Source organism: Micromonospora sp. MP36 (assembly GCF_008119785.1).
Taxonomy (GTDB): Bacteria; Actinomycetota; Actinomycetes; order Mycobacteriales; family Micromonosporaceae; genus Micromonospora.
The window spans coordinates 57028-77968 of record NZ_VSFA01000024.1 but is presented as its reverse complement, the minus strand read 5'-3'; the positions used below and the strand labels follow the sequence as shown (position 1 = coordinate 77968).

Genomic DNA, 20941 nt, shown 5'->3' with positions numbered 1-20941 from the left:
TCGTTCGGCCGACTGGTCCGAGTGTGATTACCGGTTCGAGCCGTAATGCGACAGTGAGAGAGCAATTTGTTCGTATAAACACGACTTAGGGTTTTGGCGGCTAACGTGGCGCCTGTCGGATTGACCGAAGGGGCGACAGTGACCAGCCATGACATGCCCGCGGCGGCAGACAGCCGAAGGACAGCCTGATGCGCCGGTCTTCGGCGCTGCGCGCCACCGTCGTCCTGACCGTGATCGTTGTGGTGCTCGGCGGCGTGTATCTGATCGGCCGGTCCCTGCTGCCGCACGCCTCACCGTCCGCCGAGGCGCCGTCCGCCACCGAATCTCCCGTGCCGTCCGGTGTCCAGATGACCACTGGGTCGGCGCAGGTGGCGCTGACCTTCAACGACGGACCCGATCCCACCTGGACTCCGCTCGTCCTGAAAACGCTGCGCCAGTTCCACGTCAAGGCGACGTTCTGCCTGCTGGGCAAGAATGCCGAGGCCTATCCGGAACTTGTGCGGGCCATCGTGGCCGACGGTCACACCTTGTGCAACCACACCTGGAACGAGGACCTTGACCTCGGCAGTCGGCCCCGTCAGGACATTGAGAGCAATCTGCTGCGAACCAGCCAGGCCATCCACGTCGCCGCGCCGCACGCGCCGATCACGTACTTCCGGCAGCCGGGCGGGAACTGGACCCGACAGCTGGTGGACGTCGCCGAGGACCTGGGCATGACCAGCCTGCACTGGGCGGTGGATCCGCGGGACTGGGAGGAACCGGCAGCAGCCGCCATCATCTCCACCATCTCCAAGGGCACCGCGGCTGGCTCCATCGTGCTGCTGCACGACGGCGGCGGCGACCGGCAGAACACCGTCACCGCCCTCGCGACCCTTCTGCCTGACCTGCTGAGCCGCTTCCAGCTCGGGGCGTTGCCCGTCAATGCACCTGTGACCGGCCCGACCAGCGCGCCGTCACCAGCGCTGAAACAAGGCGGGCAACCGTAGGAGGTCGTCAGCCAGTCAGGGGCTGGTCTCCGATCAGCTCCGCAGGGCGCTGCCAGATCGCCTCCCACTGCGTCCACTGCCCGGTGCCGGGGATGTCCCGCTCGGTGCGGTGCGGTCGGGCCGGAAGCACCGGCGCCCACCCCGCGAAGAGCTGGTCCAACTCGGCGCGGCTGAAGAAGTGGATGTCCAGCCCGCGCTTCGATCCCGCCGTGTAGCGCACGGTGAACCCGTCGTCGGTGGCGCGCTCGACCACCTCGTGCGCCGGCCACACGTCCGTGCCGACCGCGTTGACCCGTACGCGGATCAGCCCGCCCGGGGCGACTCGCCGCTGCGCCGCGCGGACCTGTCGGTGCGCCTGCCCGCAGTCGCCGTGCTGGAAGACCTGGATGCCGATCACCAGCGGCCAGGTCGCCCCGGCCGGCAGCGAGTCCAGGTCGCCGTGGTGCAGCCGTCCGGCCCGGTCCGGTCGCCGGTCGGCGAGCTGGCGGACCGCCTCGGCGGAGATGTCCAGGCCGAGCAGATCGAGCCCACCGTCCACCAGCGGCAGCAGGTTGCGTCCGTTGCCGCAGCCGACGTAAAGGCCGTTGGTCGCGCCCGCCCCGTGGGCGGCGGCCAGGATGTCGGCGACGAACGCGACCGGCGGCTCATCCTGGTACCGGCCGCGCCGGTACTCCTCGTCCCAGGCCTGTGCGGCGGTTCGGGGTGCGCGCATCCGGCAACTCTGCCAGAGCACGGCGTGGGCCCGCAGTCCCGCGCGCCCGGCCGGTACGGTCGCCCATGGACCGTGCCGAGGTGAACCTCGCCAGGTTTCAATCACAAATTGGTGGCCGGGTGAACCGATCGGTGTCGGATCGCAACACAGAGGCGATGGACAACGACGAGTTGATCGCCGCCGTTGCCGGCGGAGACGACACGGCGCTGCGGGAGCTGTTCTCCCGACACGCGCCGTGGCTGGCTGCCCGGCTGCGCGCGGTGCTGCCGGCCGCCGACGTCGAGGACGTGTTGCAGGAGACCTTCCTGGCGGCCTGGCGGGGCGCGTCGGGCTACCGGTCGGAGGGCGCCGGCGGCTGGCTGTGGGGGATAGCGCGCCGCCAGGCCGCGTTGTGGCTGCGTCGCCGTGGGCGTCCCGAGTTGCTGCTCGCCGCGCTGGGGGCTGCCGGCGGGCGTTCCCCGGCCGACCCGGCGGACGCGGCGTTGTCCAGGGCGGAGCTTGCCGATGCCGTCGAGGCGCTGGGCGCGGAGGGCAGCCCGCAGCGCGAGACCTGGCGGCTGATGTATATCGAGGACCGGACGGTGGCCGAGGTGGCTGAGCTGATGGGTGTTCCAGCGGGGACGGTGAAGAGCCGTGCGTACCAGATCCGCCGGCTGATGCGGGCCGCGCTGCGGCGGCACGAGCCGGAGCCGGAGGGTGGCGGGCGATGACCAGTGACGGGGTGAGCGGCGGCCAGGACCGGATGGAGTTGGAGCCGGGGCAACCCGACGTCGACCTGGATCGGGTCTGGATCGGGGTGGCCGCGCAGGTGTGGCGCCGCCGTCCCGGGCCGGTGGAGCGGCTGGCCGGGCGGCTGCTCCGCTCGCCGGGGCTGGCCCGGGCGCTGGTGACCACACCGTCGCTGCTGCTCGGGTGGGTGATCGCCACCGCCGTGGTGCTGCTCGCCGGGATGCTGGCCACCCGCGAGACCGGGACACCGTACGTGGCGCTCGTCGCGCCCGCGGTCGCCGCGGCGGGCATCGCCTACGCGTACGGGCCGGGGATCGACCCGGCCTGGGAGCTGTCGTGCAGCGTGGCGGTCAGCGACCGAATGGTGCTGCTGGTCCGGGCGTTGGCGGTGTTCGGCCTGAACGCGGCACTCGGGCTGGCCGCCTCGGCCACGTCGGGAGCCGCCACCGTGGTCACGATCGGTTGGCTGGTCCCGATGACCGCGGTGTGCGCGCTGGCGCTGGCCGCCGCGACGGTCGCCCGATCGGCGAACGTGGGCGTGGCGGCCGGCCTGGCCGGCTGGGTGACGACCGTCCTGTCCGGGCGGGTGGCCGCCGGCCAGCTCACCGCCGCGGTCACCGATTCCGCCCTCTGGCTGCCCTACCTGGCGTTCGCCGGCTGCTGCGCCGTGATCGTCCTGTACGCCACCCGGATTCCGAGAGGAACGTGATGAACGTCGAGCTCATCGAGGTGACCCGGCGGTTCGGCCGTACCCGGGCCGTGGCCGGGGTGACGATGGAGGCGGGCCCCGGGGTGTTGGGGCTGCTGGGTCCGAACGGCGCGGGCAAGACCTCGCTGTTGCGGATGATGGCCACGGTGATCCCCCCGTCCTCGGGCCGGATCCGGCTGCTCGGCCGCGATCCCGGCGGGTACGGGCAGCGCAGACAGATTCGGCGTGGGCTCGGCTATGTGCCGCAGAACCTGGGCTACTACCCGCGGTTCACGGTCGTGGAGTTCGTCGAGTACTTCGCGCTGCTGAAGGAGATGCCGCCGGCGCGGGTGCACCACGCGGTGGCCGCGGCGGTCGAGCGCGTGGGCCTCGGCGACAAGGCCAGGGCGAAGCTGGCCACCCTCTCCGGCGGGATGCTGCGCCGGGTCGGCATCGCTCAGGCGATCGTCAACGAGCCGGAGCTGCTGCTGCTGGACGAGCCGACCGCCGGGCTGGATCCCGAGCAGCGGGTGGCGTTCCGGGCCCTGCTGCGTGACCTCGGGCAGGCCGCCACCGTGGTCGTCAGCACGCACCTGGTGGAGGATGTCGGCGCCGCCTGCGCCCGGGTCGCCCTGATGGACCGGGGAAGGATCGTCTTCCGTGGCACCCCGGACGAGTTGGCCGGGCGCGCCGAGGGGACCAGCGCGGCCGGTGACGCCCCGCTGGAGCGCGGCTACAGCGCGGTGTTGGCGGAGGTGCGGTCGTGACCGCCGCGCCGGTGGTGCCGGCGCCCGCCAGGCCGGTGCGGGCGCTCCGCGTGCCGCTCACGGCGGCGGGACGGATGCTGCGGCTGGAGCTGCGCCGCAACGTGATGCCGTGGCTGCTGCCGCTGACAGCCGGGCTCTTCTGGTTCATCACTTACCGTCCGAGCATGGCGTACCCGCCGATGTGGAACCTGCGCGCCATGACCATGCAGGGCACGTCCCTGGCGGTCTTAGTGCCGACGGTGGTCGGCGCCGCCGCCTGGCTGGGCTCCCGGGAGGGCCGCCACGGCATGGCCGAGCTGGTGAGCGGCACCGCCCGGCCGCGGTGGTTCCGCCAGCTCGCCGCCTGGGCCGCCACCACCTGCTGGGCGGTCGTGGCCTACCTCGGCTGCGTGGGCGTCCTGTACGGGGTGACCGCGCGGCAGGCCGCCTGGGGTGGGCCGTTGTGGTGGCCGGTTGTGGTGGGCGTGGCCAGCCTGCCGGCGTTCTCCGCGCTCGGGTTCGTCGCCGGGGCGCTGCGGCCCAGCCGGTTCACCCCACCGCTGGTCGCGGTCGCCGCGTTCCTCGCGTTCGAGATCAGCGCGCAGTTCATCCACGGCGACCATTCGTACTGGCAGGTCTCGCCCCTGGTCGCCGGTCCGTGGGAGATCGGGCCCGACGAGGGTGTCGCCACGTTCTACCCCTACCTGCCCGACCTTCCCATCGCCCAGGTGATGTTCCTCGCCGGCCTCACCGCGGCGCTGCTGGGCGCCCTCGGCGTGCCCGCCGGCGCCGGCGGGCGGTGGCTGCGCGGGTCCGCCGCGGCCACCGCCGTTGTCGGCCTGGTCGTGGCCGCCACCGCCGTCGGGCTCGCCGGCACCGGCCGGCTCGACGTGCACGGCATGATCGCCATCCCGGCCCTGCACGACGCGGCCGACGACGATCCGATCCGCTACTCGCCGGTCTGCAGCCGTACCGCGGTCCCGGTCTGCCTGCACCCCGCCTATGCGGGGTATCTGCCCGTCGTGGTGGACGCCCTGGAACCGGTGCTCCGCGAGGTGGCCGGCCTGCCCGGCGCGCCGGCCCGGATCAGCCAGGTCGCCGCGACCTACCGGCAGGACCCGGGCAACGGCGTCCGCATCGGCAGAGCCGGCCCGCCGGTGAGCGGCACACCGCCGGTGTTCCACCTTGTCCTGCCTAGTCACCTCGCCCGTCGGACGGCCACCGGTGACTTCGCGGCCGAGGTGCGCGCGACGGTCGGCCGCGACCTCGTGGACGCCGTCGTCGGCGGCGGCCGCGGCGCCACCCCGGCGCAGCAGGCGGTCGCGGACGGGATGCTGCGGACCTCCACCCTGCCGCCCGGTAGTCCGGCGGCGGCCGCCGCCCGGCGATTCGCGGCGCTGCCGGCCGCCGCCCGGCACGCCTGGCTCGTGGACCACCTGGCCGCGCTGCGGACCGGCGACGTCACCCTCGGGCAGCTGCCATGAGCAGGGGTGGAGCACGGACACTGCCGTCCGGATCACCGCCGGGCGGGGCGGCGCGGGTCGGCCTGCGGTTGGCACACCTGCACCTTGCCAGCCGCCGGGTCCCGGCCGCCCTGGCCGCGGTGGCGGCCTGCGCCGTCGGGCTGCGGATCGCGTTGCTGCACGGGCACTGGACGGCGTACGGGGCACGCCAGCTGCCGCTGATCTTCGAGACCGGCTGCGCCGTGGTCATCGCCGCCACCACCGCGAGCCCGTTCGGCGAGCCGGAACGCGCCACCGGCCGGTGGCTGCCGTTCCTGCGGCTGGGCACCGCGTTGGTGCTGACCGCCGCCGCAGCCGGCGCGCTGGCCGCCGCCGGAACCGGGGCGCACCTGGCCGGCGGCACCCTGGACGTGCTGCGCGACACCGCCGGGCTGACCGGCCTCGGTCTGCTGTGCGCCGCCGCGCTCGGCGGCCCGCTGGCCTGGGCCGGCCCGGCCGGCTACCTCATGGTCGCCCTCTACGCGCTCTACACGCAGTGGCACGGGCCGGCGCTGACCACGCCGTGGATCTGGCCGGCCCGTCCACCGCACGATGTCGGCGCAGCCATCTGCGCCGGCCTGGTGTTCGCCGGCGGAGTGCTGCTCATCGCGGTGCGCGGCGCCCGCGACACCGTCGCCGGATCGTGAAGATGGGCGTTCACCCGTCGCTGCTGCCCGACGCGGACGGCCGCGAGGAGCCGGCGGGGCGGGCACGGAGGTGCAGGCGTTCGCCCTGCCGGCCGAACAGGCTGAGGAACTCGACCGGTTCGGCGTCGGCGGCGCCGAACCAGTGCGGTACGCGGGTGTCGAACTCGGCCGCCTCGCCGGGGGAGAGCACCAGGTCGTGGTCGCCGAGGACGAGCCGCAGCCGCCCGTTGAGGACGTACAGCCATTCGTAGCCCTCGTGGGTCTGCGGGTTGGGTTCGCTCCGCCGCCCGTCGGCCGGGATCACCAGCTTGTACGCCTGGATGCCGCCGGCCCGGCGGGTCAGCGGCAGCATGGTCATGCCGTGGCGGGTGACCGGGCGCAGGTGGATGCGCGGGTCCCCGGTGGGTGGGGCGCCGACGAGTTCGTCGAGGGTGACGTCGTGGGCCCGGGCCAGGGGGAGCAGGAGCTCCAGGGTCGGCCGGCGGGTGCCGGATTCCAGCCGGGACAGGGTGCTCACCGAGATGCCGGTGGCGGCCGACAGTTCGGCGAGGGTGGTGTCGCGCTGCCGGCGCAGCGCGCGGAGCCGGGGGCCGACCGCGTCGAGCGCCTGGTCGAGGTCGTCGGACATGTGCCCTAGTTTGCCAGATCAGCAACAAAGGTTGCCAGTTTCGCGTGCCGCCCGGATGGTTGCCCTCGGAGGTGGTCAGGATGACCGAGCAGCTCAGGGAGAGCTACGACGTGGTGGTGGTCGGCGGTGGCGCCGCGGGGTTGAGCGGGGCGCTGATGCTGGCCCGGGCGCGCCGGTCGGTGGTGGTGATCGACGGTGGCGCCCCGCGCAACGCCCCGGCCGACGGGGTGCACGGGCTGCTGGCCCGCGACGGGATGCCCCCGGCCGAGCTGTTGGAGCGCGGCCGGGCGGAGGTCCGCGACTACGGCGGCCACGTGGTGCCCGGCGAGGTCGCCGCCGCGACGCGCGCCGGCGACGGGTTCGTGGTGGCGCTGACCGACGGCCGGGCGGTACGGGCGCGCCGGTTGCTGGTGGCCACCGGGCTGGTGGACGAGCTGCCCGACCTGCCGGGACTGCGCGCTCGGTGGGGCCGGGACGTGCTCCACTGCCCGTACTGCCACGGCTGGGAGGTCCAGGACCAGGCGATCGGGGTGCTGGCCACCGGGCCGATGTCGGTGCACCAGGCGTTGCTGTTCCGCCAGTGGAGCGCTGATGTCACGTTCTTCACCCACACCATGCCGCCGCCCGGCGACGAGGAGGCGGAGCAGCTGGCCGCCCGCGGGATCCGGGTGGTGGCCGGCGAGGTGGCGTCCCTGGAGATCGCCGAGGACCGCGTCGTGGGCGTACGGCTCCGCGACGGCACGGTGGTCGACCGGGACGCGCTGGTCGTCGCGCCCCGGATGGTGGCGCGCGGCGGCTTCCTGGCGGCGCTCGGGCTGCAGCCGGCGGCACACCCGGCGGGGGTCGGTGAGCACATCCCGGCCGACGCGACCGGCCGTACCGAGGTGCCCGGGGTGTGGGTCGCGGGCAACGTCACCGACCCGGCCGCCCAGGTCGGCGCCGCCGCGGCGGCCGGCGCGGGCGCGGGCGCCCAGATCAACGCCGACCTGGTCGCCGAGGAGACCCGGCAGGCGGTGGCCGCCCACCGGGACCCCTTCTCGGCCGCGTCGGAGGCGCGGATCAGTGAGCTGGTGACGGGCGACCGCCGCCACGGCCTGGCGGACCACGGTCAGCTCAGGTCATGAAACCGCTGTAGGAGGACGATGACGAACGCGACGAGCAGCGGGGTGGCCGCCATGTCGAGCGTCCAGAGGAGCGTCGGCCGCGCCGGCCGCGCGGTGAGCTGCACCATGATCCGGGCGATGAGCGCCACCATGAGCAGGGTGAGCACGGCCGCCTGGACCGGCCCGGACCGGGCCACGCTGAGGAGGGTGTCGGTCATTCCGCGTCCCATCGTCTCCGGTGGTGCTGCAGCACGTCGCGGCCCAGCTCGATCAGGGCGGCCAGCGACGCGATCGCGGTGAGGGTGACGATCCCGAGTAGCGGCGACCACAGGTGCAGGTGGATCATCCCCTGAGCGACCAGGACGCCGAGGGCGAGGCTGAGCGCGACGCCGACGACGAACCGGGTGAGGCCGTCCGGTATCCGGATCAGCCTCGCGCAGGCCAGTCCCGGCGCCACGGCGAGGTAGCCGAGGACGGCGACGGCCCGCAGGATGCCCGGCACGTCCCAGAGGACAAGAGCGAGAACGGCGTCGCCGGCGACGAGCGTCGCCAACGCCGGCCATGGCGTACCGGAAGGGAGGTCCGGCAGCGAGGGAGAGGCCTGTTGGCCGGGAAAACCTGGTTCGGCGTCGATGGCGGTCCGGACGATCTGGGTCATCGGCCGCCCCCTTCGCTGCCCAGGACGTAGACCCTCGCCTCGGGATTCCGGTAGACGAGCCGAAACCGTCCTGAGTCGACCACCTGGCGTTCCAGGTCCTCGCCCCAGCCCCGCGGCTTGCCCAGGAACGACTGCGCGAAGACGAACTGCCCCTTCGTCATGATCAGATATGCGCCCTTCGGGTTGCTCCGCATCTCCGCCTCGATGGCGGGGACCGTCGTCGGCCCGAGGTCCTGGCCGAGGGGTCGGTACTGGTACCGTTCGACGCTCTTCGCCCGCCAGGGGACGTTGGAGGTCACCGAGACGAACGTGGCGTCCGCCGGGGCGTGCGCGTAGAGCCACTCCACGGCCCGATGATCACCCGGGCGTACCTGCTCGAAGGCGTCGTTGCCGTATCGGGCGACGAAGAAGGCGCCGATGAGGACGGCGCTCAGCGCGCCCGCCGCGAGAGCCGCGGGGACGCGACGCCGCGCCGGCCACACCGGGACCAGCAGCGCGGCCAGGAGGATCGCCATGAACGGCAGGGCGAAGGCGTACACCCGGAGGAAGATCTCGCCGCCGTAGCTCTGCATCCCGAGCAGGAGGAACGGTGCACCGGCGAGCACCAGCAGCCCCAGGCCGGCCTGTCCCCGGCGCATTCGTCGCCACGCGCCGATGGCCGCCAGCCCCCACACCGTCACCGCGAGGACGACCCGCAGGAGCACCACCAACTGGTGCCCCGCGTCGCCGCGTACCCGTTCGACCGCCCCGTCGTTGATGGTGCCGCCGACATTGCCGAAGGAGCCGAACATGTCGTCCAGGTGCCCCGCCCAGTACGCGACGGCGCCGTAGCTGATGTAGGCCATCAGCACGACGGCGAGCAGGACCGGCAGCGTACGGAGCGTGCAGCGGCGGACCAGCACCAGCGCACCGACGCTGACCACGATCGCTATCGGGGTGAGCTGGTGGCTCACGGTGCTGGCCGCGAAGACCGCGAGGACCAGCGTAACCAGACCGGCCAGCGACGCCGGGCTGGCCTGATCGGCCACCGGTTCGAGCAGCAGCGGCCGCGGCGGGAGCCGGAGCAGGCGCAGCAGCAGGCCGACCGGACTCCACGGGGACCGCTCGCGGCCCGGGTCGCCGTGCCCGCTCGGGCCGAACCAGCGCAGCAGCACCATCAGCAGGACCAGGTAGAACAGGTAGTTCATCGCCTGGGGGCCGAAGTAGTCCTGCCCCACCCAGTTGGCCGGGAAGAACAGCCAGAGGGCGAGCCACGCCGCCCGCGCGTCGGTCGACATCAGCCGGGCCAGCCGGAACAGCGCGACGCCGTAGAGCAGGTTGAACCCCACCGGCGCCCAGGCGAGCAGCGGCATGGCGTCCGGCATCCCGGCCGCCCGCGTCGCCATGGCCGTCAGGGCGAAGAATCCGGGCCAGCTGAAGCGGGCGTCCAGGTCCGGCAACGTCTCCCCGGTACGGGCGATGTAGTCGGCGAAGCCGACGTGCAGCCAGCCCGAGATCACGCGCGGCAATGGCTCGATGATCGGCGCCGCGCCGAAGAGCAGGATGACGAGCACCACCACGTGCGCGGCGAGCAGGGCGTCGGAAGCCGGGCGGGTGCGGAAGACGCCGCGGAGGAAGCTCGCGGTCAACAGGGCCAGCGCGACGTACAGCTCGGGGCGGAGCGCGGTGACCAGGCCGAGCGACCCGATGTCGGCGGCGTCCCCCCGCCGCAGGGCCCAGACCCCGAGCGTGAGCGCCGCTGCGGGCGCAGCCCAGTCGGTGCCGGCGAGCAGGCCGTTCCGGATCCGCTGACCGGCTGCGGTCGGGGTGGCCAGGAGGGCCGCGCGGCCGCTCACGAGGCGCTCCGCAGCAGCCGCGTCAGCGACGGCAGGACGGCAGCCATCACCACGACCTGCCCGGTGAGGTACGCGACGCCGACCCCGACGACCCCGATCTCGGGCATCGCGACCAGCGCCAGCGCCACCACCAGGCCGCTCGTGGCCGCGTGCACGGCGATGATCCGGCCCACTCGGCGTTGCACCCGGGACGCCGCGATGAACACGGTCAGCACCAGCTTGGGCAGCACCGCGACGGCGAAGAGCCGCAGGGTGTCCGAGCCGGTGGCGGCGTAACCGCTGCCGAACAGGGTCAGCAGCAGCGGCGCCGACACGCAGAGCAGGACGACCGCCGGGACGAAGAGGAGCAGGCCCCGGCGCAGCACCTGCCGCGCGTACGCCGCGAGCCGCGCTTCGTGGGCGGCGGCCTCCACGGTCAGCGAGGTGCCGAAGTGGTACGCCACCAGCTCCAGGGAGCCGCCGAGCAGCCACGCCACGTAGAAGAGGCCGTTGGCCTCCGCGCCCAGCCGGGCGGTCACGATCAACGGCAGGGCGTTGGTGCCGGCCTGCATGAACAGGTATCCGACGTAGTCCAGCGCCACGAACCGGGCGAGTACCCGTCGGTCCGGCAGCGCCGCTTCGGCGCGGCGTGCCCGTTGCCGGGGCAGCAGCCGCCGGAAGACCAGCACGTTGACGGGGATGAGTGCCGCGACGACCGCCAGGTTCCACGAGATGAAGATGCCCAGGCTCGGTACGGCGCCGGCGAGCAGCACCAGCAGCCCGATCTTGGCGAGCCCGTAGGCGGTGTTCTCGACGGGGACCCAGACGACACCGCGCAGGGCGGTCAGCACGCTGTCCTGCAGGGTGAAGACGCACCAGCACGCGACGGAGAGGGCGAACGCCACGGCGAGCAGGGGAGTGCCGTGCAGGAAATCGAGCCGGTCGGTGACCATGGGAGCGAGCAGCAGGAAACCGCTGCTCAGGGCGAGCGCCGCGAGACAGGTGACCAGGTAGGCGTACCCGACCAGCCGGCTGCCCTGCCCGGCCGCGGCAGGCAGGAAGCGGGCGACGGCGCCGTTCAGATTGAGCTGGGCGAGGTTGCTCAGAAACGTCATCGTGGACACCATCGCCGCCCCGACGCCGAGCTCGGCCGGCGAGTAGAGGCGGGCGGCGAGCGCCCAGTACGCGATGCCGAGCAGCGAGCTCACCGCCGTGTTGAGCATCAACGCGTAGACGTTGCTGTTCAGCGGGTCGCGCAGGTGCTGGCGCAGCCGTACGCCGATCGGCTCGGCGACGGCGCCGACGCCGGGAGCGGAGCGGTCGACCGGTGCGTCCGCGGTCCCCGCATGCTGGGTGCTCACCCGGTCACCCCTCCTCCGGTCGCTGGTGCTCTCCCTGACATCACGAGGTCGGCTGGCTCGGCCACGGCGGTGCGCTGTGCGCGACGAGGTGGCGGGCCCGTCGGTACGCGCGCCAGCCTCGCGTGCGCAACCGCTCGCCGCGCCAGGCCAGCGGCCAACCGGTGCCGTCGAGCAGAGCCCCGATCCCGGCGACGCCGGTGTCCCGTTCGATCAGCACCCGGGCGATGGCGAAGACGTCATCGTTCGGGTGGCTCAGCGCGTTCTTGACTCCGCAGGCGGAGGAGTAGCCGGCGGCCCGCACCGCGCTCCGCACGGCGAGGCTGTGGTAGCCGTACGGATAGGCGAACGACCGGACCGGCGTCCCCATCCCGTCCTCCAGCAACCGTCGGCTTCCCGCCGCCTCCTGGTGCAGCTCGGTATGGCGTAGACAGTCGAGCGCGCGGTGGCTCCGGCTGTGCGACCCGATCTCCACCCCGTGCGCGTGCAGCTCACGGAGTTGGTCCCAGTCGAGTGACGGGTCCCGGTCCGGCGACGGCGCCGTGCCCACCCGCGCGGCGATGACGTACGCGGTAGCGGTGAGCCGGTGCCGGCGCAGCACCGGCAGTGCGGTCTCGGCGAGGTCGGGGAATCCGTCGTCGAAGGTGATCAGCACGGGTCGCGGCGGCAGCGGGGCCAGCCCGCGCAGGACGGCCGCGTAGCCGCTCACCGTCATCGGCGTGCGCCCGCTCTCCTGGATCAGCGCCAGCTGCTCGTCGAAGTCGCCCGGCGACACCGACCAGCGCAGCGTGTTGTCTCGCGGCACGTCGCCGATGCTGTGGTAGCAGAGGACGGGGACGACCGTCTTCGGTGAACGGTTCACCTGCGGCTCCTTCCAGCTCGGGCCGCGGCGGCGTAGTGGACCGGCCCGAGCGCCAGTCCGCACAGCTCGAGGGCGGTCAGCGAGGCGGGATAGCCCTGCTGCTTCCGGTTGTTCTTCGCCGACCCGGGTGCCAGGGCGTAGGCGATGCCGCGGGGCAGCCGCCGCAGCAGCTCGCGTCGGGCGGTGGGGTCGCTCGCCAGGCATTTCGTCAGGACGGTGCCGAGGCCGACCCCGTACTGGTACATGGTCCGTCGCAGCGCCCGCAGCTCCCGTCGGTGCGTGTGCCAGGCGATGGCCCCCGGCTCGTAGGTCAGCGCGTGCCCGGCGAGCACCGTACGCAGCAGCAGGTCGATGTCCTCTCCGCTGCGCAGCCGCGGATCGAAGCCGCCCAGCCGGCGCAGCGCGTCGGTGCGGAAGGCCATGTTGGCGCCGGAGCCGTACGACCCGGGCAGGTACGGGTGGAGCGACCGCGGTGGCAGGTCGACGCGACGTGCGCCCCCCGCCTCGATCGCGGCAACCCCGGACCGGTCGAACCTCCGCCGCTGGCAGCCCTTGCCGTAACCGCCGTACTGCTCCAGCCAGATCTGCGCCGGCGTGTCGAGTTCCCGGGCGAGGATCTGACCGGTCACCCCGGCCACGTCCTCGTCGATGAAGCCCTCGACGAGGCCGCGCAGCCACCCCCGGTCGAGGATGAGGTCATCGTCGGCGAAGGCCACGATCTCGCCCCGCGCCTCGGCCAGCCCTCGGTTGCGGGCCTGGGCGACGCCGGGTCGCGGTTCACTCGTGTAGCGGAGCCGGGGATCGGCGGCGGAGCGACTGGCGACGATCCGCGCCGTGTCGGTGACCTGCGGCGCGTTGTCCACCACGACGATCTCGAAGTGGGGGTAGTCGAGCGCGGCGAGCGTGTCGAGGGTGGACTCGAAGAGCGGCGTGCGGCCACACGTGGGCACGACCACGCTGACGAACGGGGCGTGCGCCGCCGGTGGGCGGGACGGACAGGACCCGGCGAGAGCGGCCCCTTCGGCGACGGTCGTTGTCCCGGCGTCGTCGGTCCCCCCGTCCGGGCGGGCGTCGAGCGCGGGCAGGCCGTCGCGTCGCAGGTGCGCGTCGATCGCCGTGGCGAGGTGGTCCCGGATCGCGGCGGTGAGCGCCGGCGCGGTCAGCCCGCCGGCCGGCAGCGCGACGTCGACCAGCCCGAGCGGCTCCCCGTGCAGCCGGACCAGGACCTGCGCCGCGCCGTACCGGACGCCCTCCGGCCCGCCCGTGTCGGGGATCTCGGGCACCCCCTCGGCGAGCTCGACGGTGAGCACCCGTACCGGCGCCGGATCCACCCGCCGCCGGGGCACCGGCTCGCCGACCGCCTGAGAGGCGCGCAGGGCCAGGGCCGAGAGGTAGCCCGCGGCGGTCACCAGCAGCCCGGCGACGATCGCGCCGGAGCGCAGCAGCCCGGCGCGGTCGCCGGCACGGACCTGGCGCAGGCCGCGGCGTATCCCGGCGGGCAGGGTACGGCGGGTGTAGGTGCGCTCCGTGGCAAGCCCGGCGTCGCTGCCGACCAGCCGGGCGACGACCGCCTTGGACCGCCCCTCGGAGAAGCAGCGCTGCCGGAAGTAGCGCCACGTCGCCCGGTCGACGGTCACCCGGTGCCGGACCAGGGCCGCGGGCTCGTAGAGCACCACGCCGTCCGGTTCGAGCTGCCTGATCCGGATGCAGAGTTCCGTCTCCTCGCAGCCGACCGGCGTCCGGCCGACCCGACCGAGCGCCGGGTCGAAGCCGGTGGTGCGATCCAGGACCGACCGGCGGAAGGACATGTTGCAGCCGATGACGTTTCGTACGGGGGCGACCTCCGTGGGCTGGCCGGTGAAGCTGCACCCGACCACCCAGTCGAACTCGGGGGGCAGCCAGCGCGGCCGTTCCTCCTCCCAGGCCGGTACGGCGTGGCCGCCGACGGCGAGCACCCGCTCGTCCCCGTAGTGCGGCAGCAGCCGGGCCAGCCAGTTGGGCTCCGCTTCGGCGTCGTCGTCGAGGAAGGCCACGATCTCGCCGGTCGCCCGGGCCAGCCCGGTGTTGCGGGCCGCCGAGAGGCCGCGCGGGCCGGTGTTCGGCACGACGGTCAGCTCGGGGAACGAGGCCCGTACCCGGTCCAGCAGCGCCGGGTTGTGGTCGACGACCACGACGACCTGTGCCGCCGGTGCGTCCTGCGTCAGCACGGAGCGGACCGCCCGGACGATCTGTGGCCACCGCCGCTCGGTGTAGACGCAGACGACCACGGTCACGGTCACGGTCGGGGCTGAGCCGGGCCCGGCCGGCGCCTGATCCAGGACGGCGACCGGCTCAGACGCTGGCGAGGACGCGTTCGACGTTGCCGCGGATCCAGCGTGGATCGTCATGGTCACCTTCCGAGTCGATGAAGAGCAGGATGTGGCGTAGCCAGTAGAGGAGCAGGGCCGGTCGGGGCGGGATGCCGTCTAGCCAGTCGGCCGCCTCGTCGGCGGGGACGTCGAGCGCCCGGTCGATGCCGTGCCGCAGTGCCTCGACGACGATCTCGCCGAGTTCGTCGCCGCGGGCCAGCCGACGGGCGAGGACGTGCAGGTGCAGCAGGTCGTGCAGGGGGAGTTGGCGGGCCGAAGCCTGGTCCCAGTCGACGATCCCGGTCACCTGGCCGTCCGGGGAGGTGGCCAGCAGGTTGCCGGGCCAGAGGTCGCCGTGGATCCAGGAGGTGTGCACGGTGCGGCCGACGAGGGCGAGGACGAGTTCCTCCCGTAGTCGCCAGACCGTGTCGAGGAACCGGGCACCTCGCGGGCGGGTGGCGGCGAACGCCTCCAGCCGCCGGAGCGGGACGTCCACCCACTCCGCCACCGCGGCCCGGTCCAACAGGGTCCGTTCCCGAGTGCGCCGGTGGAGGTCGCGGATGACCCGGCTGGCAGAGGCGAGCAGCGCGGCTCGCCGGGCACGCCGCAGCATCATCCCGCTCGCCGGAGTGCCCCGCAGCGCCCCCTCGACGCAGTAGTAGCGCCCCTCGACATCTCCCTGCGCCGCGCAGTACGGCAGGAGCGGGCGCAGGCCGGGCAGACGCGGGTGCGTCCACAGCAAGTCGAGCACCGCGGCCTGGCGCCGCAGGCCCTCGACGGCCCGGTCGGTCCACGGCACCTTGACCATGAAGCGTCCGTCGGTCCCGCGGCCCCCTACCGTGGCCACGGCGACGGACGTGCTGGTGAAGGCGACGGACTCGGTCCGCCACCGCGCGTCGTCGGTGGCGGTCGCCCGGGCGACCAGGCGAGGTGCCACGGCGGCGGTCCAGCTCCGTTGGGGCCGGTGCAGCCAGCAGGCCAGCCGGTCCCGCAGGACCGGCTGCGCCCACTGCACGGCGCCCCTCACCGGGCCGTCCGCTCGACGTAGTGCCGCCAGATCCGGCCGAGTGCGTCGGCGAGCACCAGTTCCGGCGCCCGGTCGGCGTCCACCCGCTCCAGGTGCGGAACACGCCGGCGCAGCCGCCGGTACTGCTCGCGTTCCCGCTCGAGGTGCTCGGGGTCGTACTCCCCGGAGCGGCGGTGCATGACCGAACCTGGCACGTCCAGCAGCAGCACCACGTCGGGTGCCGGGCAGAGCCGGCTCAGCAGCTGGAAGTACGGCCGCTTGAGCCAGACCAGCGGCCCGCGCGGCGGCAGCAGGGCGTCGTAGACGTAGCGGTCGAAGACCACCATTCGGCCCAGTGCCCGGTGGCGCACGGCCGCCAGGTAGCGACGCCACACGGTGAACGGGCGCAGCAGAATGCGTACGCCCTGCTCGGCGGTGCTGCGCGGTGCCTCGTGCGACGGCCACAGCCCCATGTAGACGCGGCGTACCGGAAAGTAGAACGCCGACTCGATGCCCTGGGCCAGGGTCGACTTGCCCGATCCGTCGGGACCGATCAGGGCGACGGCGGCACCGCGACGGCTCCACGCCTGCAACGGCCGCTCAATCGAGCGCAGGACGGCCGAGCCGACGAGACGGCCGGCCGCGCTGGCCGGACGGGCCCACCAGCAGGCGGCGAGCAGCCGCCGACGTACGGCCGGCAGCGCCGCCGGGCGCCCGGCCCGCCAGTAGGCCAGCAGCATCCGGGCCGCCCGGTCCGGTAGCGCCCGGGCGAGTGGACCGTCGAGCGTGGCGTCGTCCTCCAGCTGTCGCAGCCGGCGTAGATGGTGGTCGGCGACCGTGCCCTTGTCGAGCACACAGTGCAGCAGCAGCGCCCAGAACTCGTCGCCGGGCGCGAGCACCCACACGTCGTCCTCGCGTGCCCGGCGGTCCAGGCACTGGTCGGCGGCGAGGGCGTGCACCTCGAAGTGACGGCCGTAGGCAAGCTCCGTCACCAGGTCGAGTTCGACCCACGAACTGGTGGACCGGTCGAGCCCGAGGAAGAAGCGGTGACTGCCCCGGCCGTGACTGGCCAGCCGGACCAGGCCGTGTTCCGCCAGGACGGCCGCGGCCCGCGCGAGATCGGCCGGCGCGACCAGGAGATCCAGGTCTCCGGGGGCGATGAGCGTCTCCGGGCCGCCGCGCAGCAGGCACCAGCGGACGCCGGCTTCGTCGAGGCCGGCCAGCACCCCCCGGGCGAGCCCGTGGGCGGCCGTGGCCGGTTCCGCCGGCCGCGGCGCTTCGGGACGGCCCGCCACCGCCGTCGGCGGGCCCGGCGGCGTACGGATCATGCACTGCTCCGCACCGGTCGGAGCGCCAGGATCCGCCGTACGCCGCCCCGAGCGCGCTGGACCAGCGGGGTGATCGGCACCCGCTCGATCCGGTAGCTGGCGTAGTCCTGGCTGACGGCACCGAAGCGGCTCTTGAACAGCTCCAACGAGGACACCCGTGCCGAGTCGCCCATGTTGTAGGCCGTGCACCCGGCCTCGATCGCGTCCGCGATCGCCGTCTTGTGCAGTAGGTAGTTGGCGTAGACGGGTCCGGCGAGCTTCTCCAGCATGGCGCCGCGCCAGTACATCGCGGTCGTCGCCCCGAGTAGCACGACGATCGCGGCGACCGGTCGTCCCTCGTGGTACGCGGCGTATATCCGGCACCGGGAGCCGAGCCTGGCCGCGACGGTCTCCAGCTTTCGGTGCGGCTCGCGGCGGGCCGCCAGCCGCCGGGCGAGCGGGAGCGGGAGCCGGTCCCGCCGCGCCCAGCGGTCGACGGACTCACCGTAGAGCCGATGGAAGGCTGGGACCAGCCGGCCCGTGTCGTCACACTCGACGAGGACGCCGGCCCGCTCCGCGCGGCGGATCCGGTTGCGGGTGTCGCTGCGGAACCGCTTGCGCCAGACCTCGTCGAAGCCGCCGTCGAGGAAGACCGTCTGCGTCATCCGCTCCTCGCGCAGCACGCTCGCCGGCACCACCGCGTCCCACGTCCCGGCCGTCGCCGGGTCGGGGCGGACCAGGGTGCTCAGTACGTGCCGCTGTGCCAGGTCGGCGACCACCATGCGGACGTCCTCCGGGCGGAGTTCGCCGCCGTCGCAGACCAGCCCGCCCGGTCCCCAGCCGACGGGGAGTCCGAAGTCCGTCGCGAGGATCGGACCGAGTCCCGGGCGTCGTACGAGCGGAAGGACGAGGCGCCTTCCGTCGACGGTCTCGTAGAGCCGCGAGACGTCTTCGTAGCCTTCGACCGTGCACACGCAGCGGAGCCAGGTCGGTGTCTGGCTGGGCAGTGCGTTCGGCGCGGAGGCGAGCACCTGCTCCCACGTGTCGACCGGGGCTGGACTCGTCACCCGCAGCGGTCGCGGGTCGCCGGGTGCCGGTCCGAGGCGGGGCTTGAGGGTGGTCCCGGCGCTCACGACGAGCCCAGCGGGATGTCGGCGTGCCAGTAGCGCTGGGTGACGTCGTTGCTGGCCAGGATGACCATGCCGGTGGCGCTGGTGACGCTTTGCTTGGTGCTCGTCACGTTGTTCATGTTGGGCGAGAGGGCGTCCCTGATGACCGGGGTGCCGCGACCGTCGGGGAAGGCGATGCCGCCCATCGGGGAGCTCTTCATGAAGATCGTGCCGGGGTAGCCCGTGTAGGGGCAGCCGGTGTCCGGCGCGGTCATGAAGACGTACAGCATCTGATGTTCGGAGTCGAGCAGCAGGACCGGCCGGGTGTGGCAGTCCTTGATCCGCCCGACCTGGTAGCTGGACCAGTTGCCGGTCGACGTGTCCCGGGCGAGGAGCATGATCAGCGGCGCCGAGGTCGTGGCGCCGGCGTCGTCGAGGCTGGTCTTGATGACCGCGAAGACCCGTCCGGAGGCGTCGGCCTCGAGCGCCTTGAGGTTGATGTGGTCGTCGGCGCTGTTCGGACCCTGGACCGCCGTACGCGAGACGCCCCAGGTGGAGCGCGACGCGCCGTCGACGTGCTCGGCGAAGTACACCGCGGACCTCGGCTGGTTGCTCCACATCACGCCGATCCGGGAGCCCCCGAAGCTCACCACCGACGAGATGTCGTCGCTGGACAGGTCCGCGGCGGCGTCGACCGGGAGTACGAACGGGGTGCCCCAGACTGCGTCCCCGCCCGTCGTGTTGTTGGCGTAGACCTTCGAGCCCTGCGTCCAGGTCGCCCAGAGCACGCCCGTCGAGTCCTTGTCGATGGTCAGGGTCTCGCTGGAGTAGTTGCTGATCTGCACCGGGAAGCCGGTGTCGCGGGTGTAGGTCTTCGTCGCGGCGTGGTAGCTGAAGCGGTAGAGCCGGGCCGGGTTGCCCGCGGCCGCGTCCGCGGAGGAACTGGCCCGCACGTGTGACGAGACGTAGAGCCGGGTGCCGTCCCACAACGCGTCGGAGCGGGTCTTCGGCCGGTTGTCGACCACGGTTCCGGTGTCGACCCACTGCTGGCTGGAGCGGTCCAGCCGGAAGATGTGGTGGGTCTGGCTGCTGGTGTGGAAGAGCACGGCCCACCAGGCGCCGTCGTTCCACCACAGCTTGCTCTCCGGCTTCTCCCCGGTCGCCGCCGAGCCGTCACCCGAGGTGGACGGACCGACGTGGCCGATGTCGCCGGTAGCAGCCCTGGCCGGTGTGGCGAGCCCGCCGGGCAGGGGTGCGACGCCGAGCGGTAGGCCCAGCAGCAGGGCGAGGGCGTAGACACCGCGCGCCACCCGGGCGCGCCGCCGGAAACGCGTCCTCATCGGGGCACCTCGCTCAGGGTCGGGCTGGTCGACTCGCCGGTCGGGGGCTGCCACCGCTGCAACACGCGGTGGTCGATCGGGTCCACCACGGGTCGAGGGCGCCGTACGACCCGCTCCCTGATCAGGGTCCGGAGCACCCGCTGACCGTCCCGGAAGGTACGCAGGTTGGAGATGCCGCAGCGGCGGGGGAGTTCGTTGCTCGGCACCTCGGCGATGCGCAGGTTCGCCTTCAGCGCGTGGACCACGAGTTCGGTCTCGATCTCGAAGCCGTGTGCGGTCAGGGCGAGCGCCGGCAGGCAGTCACGGCGGAACGACAGGACGCCGTAGCACAGGGCGGTGAAGCGGACCAGGAAGAAGCTGTTCGTCAACCGCACCAGCACCTGGTTGCCGCTACGGCGCAGCGGAGTCAGGTCGGTCGACCCGCCGCCGGCCAGGAATCGGGAGCCCTTGACGAAGTCGTATCCGTTCATGAGCGGGGTGACGAAGCGGTGGATCTCGCCGGGATCCATGCTGCCGTCGGCGTCGATCATCACGATCAGGTCGCCGGTGGCCGCGGCGAACGCCACCCGCAACGCGTCGCCCTTGCCTCGGCAGTGCTGGGTCAGCACCACGATGTCCGGCCGGATGGCGCGGGCGACCTCGACCGTACGGTCCGACGAGTGCCCATCGACGAGGAGCACCTCGTCGACGATCGGCGGCATGCGCTCGAGCACCCATGCGATGTTCTTCTCCTCGTTGAGCGTCGGGATGACCACGCTCACGGTCTGCCGCTCGGGAGCAGCGTCGACCACTCCGGCCTCGTCCGCGGGCCGTTCCCGCATCCGCAGGATGCTCAGTGTCCGGTCACCCTGCCCGGACGGTGCGGTGAGCGCCGGCTCGGACGGCTGGTTGGGGACGTGCGTGTCAATGCCCTCCCGGTACGGGGTCACCGGATCCCCTCCTTGGCCGGCGTCGTGCGGCCGCTCCGCGGTGCGAAGTCGGGCTCCCCTGTGCGGCCGGCGGTGGCAATCCATCTACTTCCCATCAGCTCCTCTTCCCCCGTAATGCGTGAGCACTATCGACCCTTAAATGCCGAATGTCCGGTTTGTGCCGATTCGGTCTGGTTTGGGTCGAGATGAATTGGAGGAAAAGCTAACACGGCGCAAAGAGGAACACGCCGGAACTATGTGATGGATCAGGTCGATTGTGCACGACGTGTCAGGAGGGGTGCCCGCGCGGCCGACCGAGTCGGACGGTCGGCTGATGTCCACTCTGGTGGCGCCCGCACGAGCCGCGGTCGTGCACGCGAAGCTGGCAAACGGGATCGCCGCGAGATGCGACGCCGTGAAGGTGCCGCCGGCACCGAGCCGGCGGTCGCGCAGCCGACGGGTGATCAACGACGTGCTGAGCGGGCGGTCG

Annotated in this window: 20 protein-coding genes; 7 read left to right on the top strand and 13 right to left on the bottom strand. The window is 73.0% G+C overall.

Annotated elements, in window-relative coordinates:
* Positions 1-188: 188 nt before the first annotated feature.
* Positions 189-986 carry a polysaccharide deacetylase family protein gene (locus FXF52_RS18475; protein ID WP_148798181.1) on the top strand — a complete coding sequence of 266 codons (798 nt, stop codon included), beginning with the start codon at positions 189-191 and terminating at the stop codon, positions 984-986.
* A gap of 7 nt (positions 987-993) precedes the next feature.
* On the opposite strand, the gene FXF52_RS18470 is transcribed toward FXF52_RS18475, so the two are convergent.
* On the bottom strand, positions 994-1698 hold the full coding sequence (locus FXF52_RS18470; protein ID WP_148798179.1) for a methyltransferase: 705 nt from the start codon (positions 1696-1698) through the stop codon (positions 994-996).
* Positions 1699-1829: 131 nt separating this feature from the next.
* On the opposite strand from FXF52_RS18470, the gene FXF52_RS18465 reads away from it, so the two are divergent.
* Genes FXF52_RS18465 through FXF52_RS41710 form a run of 5 tightly spaced genes read left to right on the top strand, consistent with a single transcriptional unit; the run spans position 1830 to position 6010 of the window.
* Positions 1830-2408: an RNA polymerase sigma factor gene (locus tag FXF52_RS18465; RefSeq protein WP_222870566.1), complete on the top strand. Its 579-nt coding sequence runs from the start codon at positions 1830-1832 to the stop codon at positions 2406-2408.
* Positions 2405-3136, top strand: coding sequence for a hypothetical protein (locus tag FXF52_RS18460; RefSeq protein ID WP_187413576.1), 732 nt, complete (start codon positions 2405-2407; stop codon positions 3134-3136). Before FXF52_RS18465 ends, FXF52_RS18460 begins: the two co-directional genes overlap by 4 nt.
* Entirely contained in the window at positions 3133-3882 is a 750-nt protein-coding gene (locus FXF52_RS18455) for an ATP-binding cassette domain-containing protein (RefSeq protein WP_370518001.1), read from the top strand. The genes FXF52_RS18460 and FXF52_RS18455 overlap by 4 nt, the downstream gene beginning before the upstream one ends.
* Positions 3879-5345, top strand: coding sequence for a hypothetical protein (locus FXF52_RS18450; protein WP_148798175.1), 1467 nt, complete (start codon positions 3879-3881; stop codon positions 5343-5345). The genes FXF52_RS18455 and FXF52_RS18450 overlap by 4 nt, the downstream gene beginning before the upstream one ends.
* A complete protein-coding gene (locus FXF52_RS41710; protein WP_187413575.1) occupies positions 5342-6010 on the top strand; it encodes a hypothetical protein in 669 nt (222 codons plus the stop codon). The genes FXF52_RS18450 and FXF52_RS41710 overlap by 4 nt, the downstream gene beginning before the upstream one ends.
* Before the next feature lie 10 nt (positions 6011-6020).
* On the opposite strand, the gene FXF52_RS18435 is transcribed toward FXF52_RS41710, so the two are convergent.
* On the bottom strand, positions 6021-6638 hold the full coding sequence (locus FXF52_RS18435) for a helix-turn-helix domain-containing protein (protein WP_148798169.1): 618 nt from the start codon (positions 6636-6638) through the stop codon (positions 6021-6023).
* 80 nt (positions 6639-6718) lie between these two features.
* Between FXF52_RS18435 and FXF52_RS18430 the strand changes: the two genes are divergently transcribed.
* Positions 6719-7762: an NAD(P)/FAD-dependent oxidoreductase gene (locus FXF52_RS18430; protein WP_148798167.1), complete on the top strand. Its 1044-nt coding sequence runs from the start codon at positions 6719-6721 to the stop codon at positions 7760-7762.
* Here the strand turns inward: FXF52_RS18430 and FXF52_RS18425 are convergent.
* The 11 genes from FXF52_RS18425 to FXF52_RS18375 are packed head-to-tail and all read right to left on the bottom strand — an operon-like array spanning position 7747 to position 20472.
* Positions 7747-7959 (bottom strand): hypothetical protein, encoded by a 213-nt coding sequence (locus FXF52_RS18425; RefSeq protein ID WP_148798165.1) that lies wholly within the window; start codon positions 7957-7959, stop codon positions 7747-7749. The genes FXF52_RS18430 and FXF52_RS18425 overlap by 16 nt on opposite strands.
* The gene (locus FXF52_RS18420; protein ID WP_148798163.1) at positions 7956-8399 is read right to left on the bottom strand and encodes a hypothetical protein; all 444 of its coding nucleotides are present in this window, start codon (positions 8397-8399) and stop codon (positions 7956-7958) included. The genes FXF52_RS18425 and FXF52_RS18420 overlap by 4 nt, the downstream gene beginning before the upstream one ends.
* The gene (locus tag FXF52_RS18415) at positions 8396-10234 is read right to left on the bottom strand and encodes a hypothetical protein (RefSeq protein WP_148798161.1); all 1839 of its coding nucleotides are present in this window, start codon (positions 10232-10234) and stop codon (positions 8396-8398) included. The genes FXF52_RS18420 and FXF52_RS18415 overlap by 4 nt, the downstream gene beginning before the upstream one ends.
* Positions 10231-11574 carry a lipopolysaccharide biosynthesis protein gene (locus tag FXF52_RS18410; RefSeq protein WP_148798159.1) on the bottom strand — a complete coding sequence of 448 codons (1344 nt, stop codon included), beginning with the start codon at positions 11572-11574 and terminating at the stop codon, positions 10231-10233. Before FXF52_RS18410 ends, FXF52_RS18415 begins: the two co-directional genes overlap by 4 nt.
* A 40-nt stretch (positions 11575-11614) precedes the next feature.
* On the bottom strand, positions 11615-12433 hold the full coding sequence (locus tag FXF52_RS18405; RefSeq protein ID WP_187413574.1) for a polysaccharide deacetylase family protein: 819 nt from the start codon (positions 12431-12433) through the stop codon (positions 11615-11617).
* A complete protein-coding gene (locus FXF52_RS18400) occupies positions 12430-14712 on the bottom strand; it encodes a glycosyltransferase family 2 protein (RefSeq protein ID WP_222870565.1) in 2283 nt (760 codons plus the stop codon). Before FXF52_RS18400 ends, FXF52_RS18405 begins: the two co-directional genes overlap by 4 nt.
* Positions 14713-14764: 52 nt before the next feature.
* Entirely contained in the window at positions 14765-15808 is a 1044-nt protein-coding gene (locus FXF52_RS18395; RefSeq protein WP_148798154.1) for a phosphotransferase family protein, read from the bottom strand.
* A complete protein-coding gene (locus tag FXF52_RS18390; RefSeq protein ID WP_148798152.1) occupies positions 15805-17115 on the bottom strand; it encodes a nucleotidyltransferase family protein in 1311 nt (436 codons plus the stop codon). The genes FXF52_RS18395 and FXF52_RS18390 overlap by 4 nt, the downstream gene beginning before the upstream one ends.
* Positions 17112-18227, bottom strand: a complete 1116-nt coding sequence (locus FXF52_RS18385; protein WP_148798150.1) for a GNAT family N-acetyltransferase — start codon at positions 18225-18227, stop codon at positions 17112-17114. The genes FXF52_RS18390 and FXF52_RS18385 overlap by 4 nt, the downstream gene beginning before the upstream one ends.
* On the bottom strand, positions 18224-19543 hold the full coding sequence (locus FXF52_RS18380; RefSeq protein WP_148798148.1) for a hypothetical protein: 1320 nt from the start codon (positions 19541-19543) through the stop codon (positions 18224-18226). The genes FXF52_RS18385 and FXF52_RS18380 overlap by 4 nt, the downstream gene beginning before the upstream one ends.
* Entirely contained in the window at positions 19540-20472 is a 933-nt protein-coding gene (locus FXF52_RS18375; RefSeq protein WP_222870564.1) for a glycosyltransferase family 2 protein, read from the bottom strand. Before FXF52_RS18375 ends, FXF52_RS18380 begins: the two co-directional genes overlap by 4 nt.
* Positions 20473-20941: the final 469 nt, after the last annotated feature.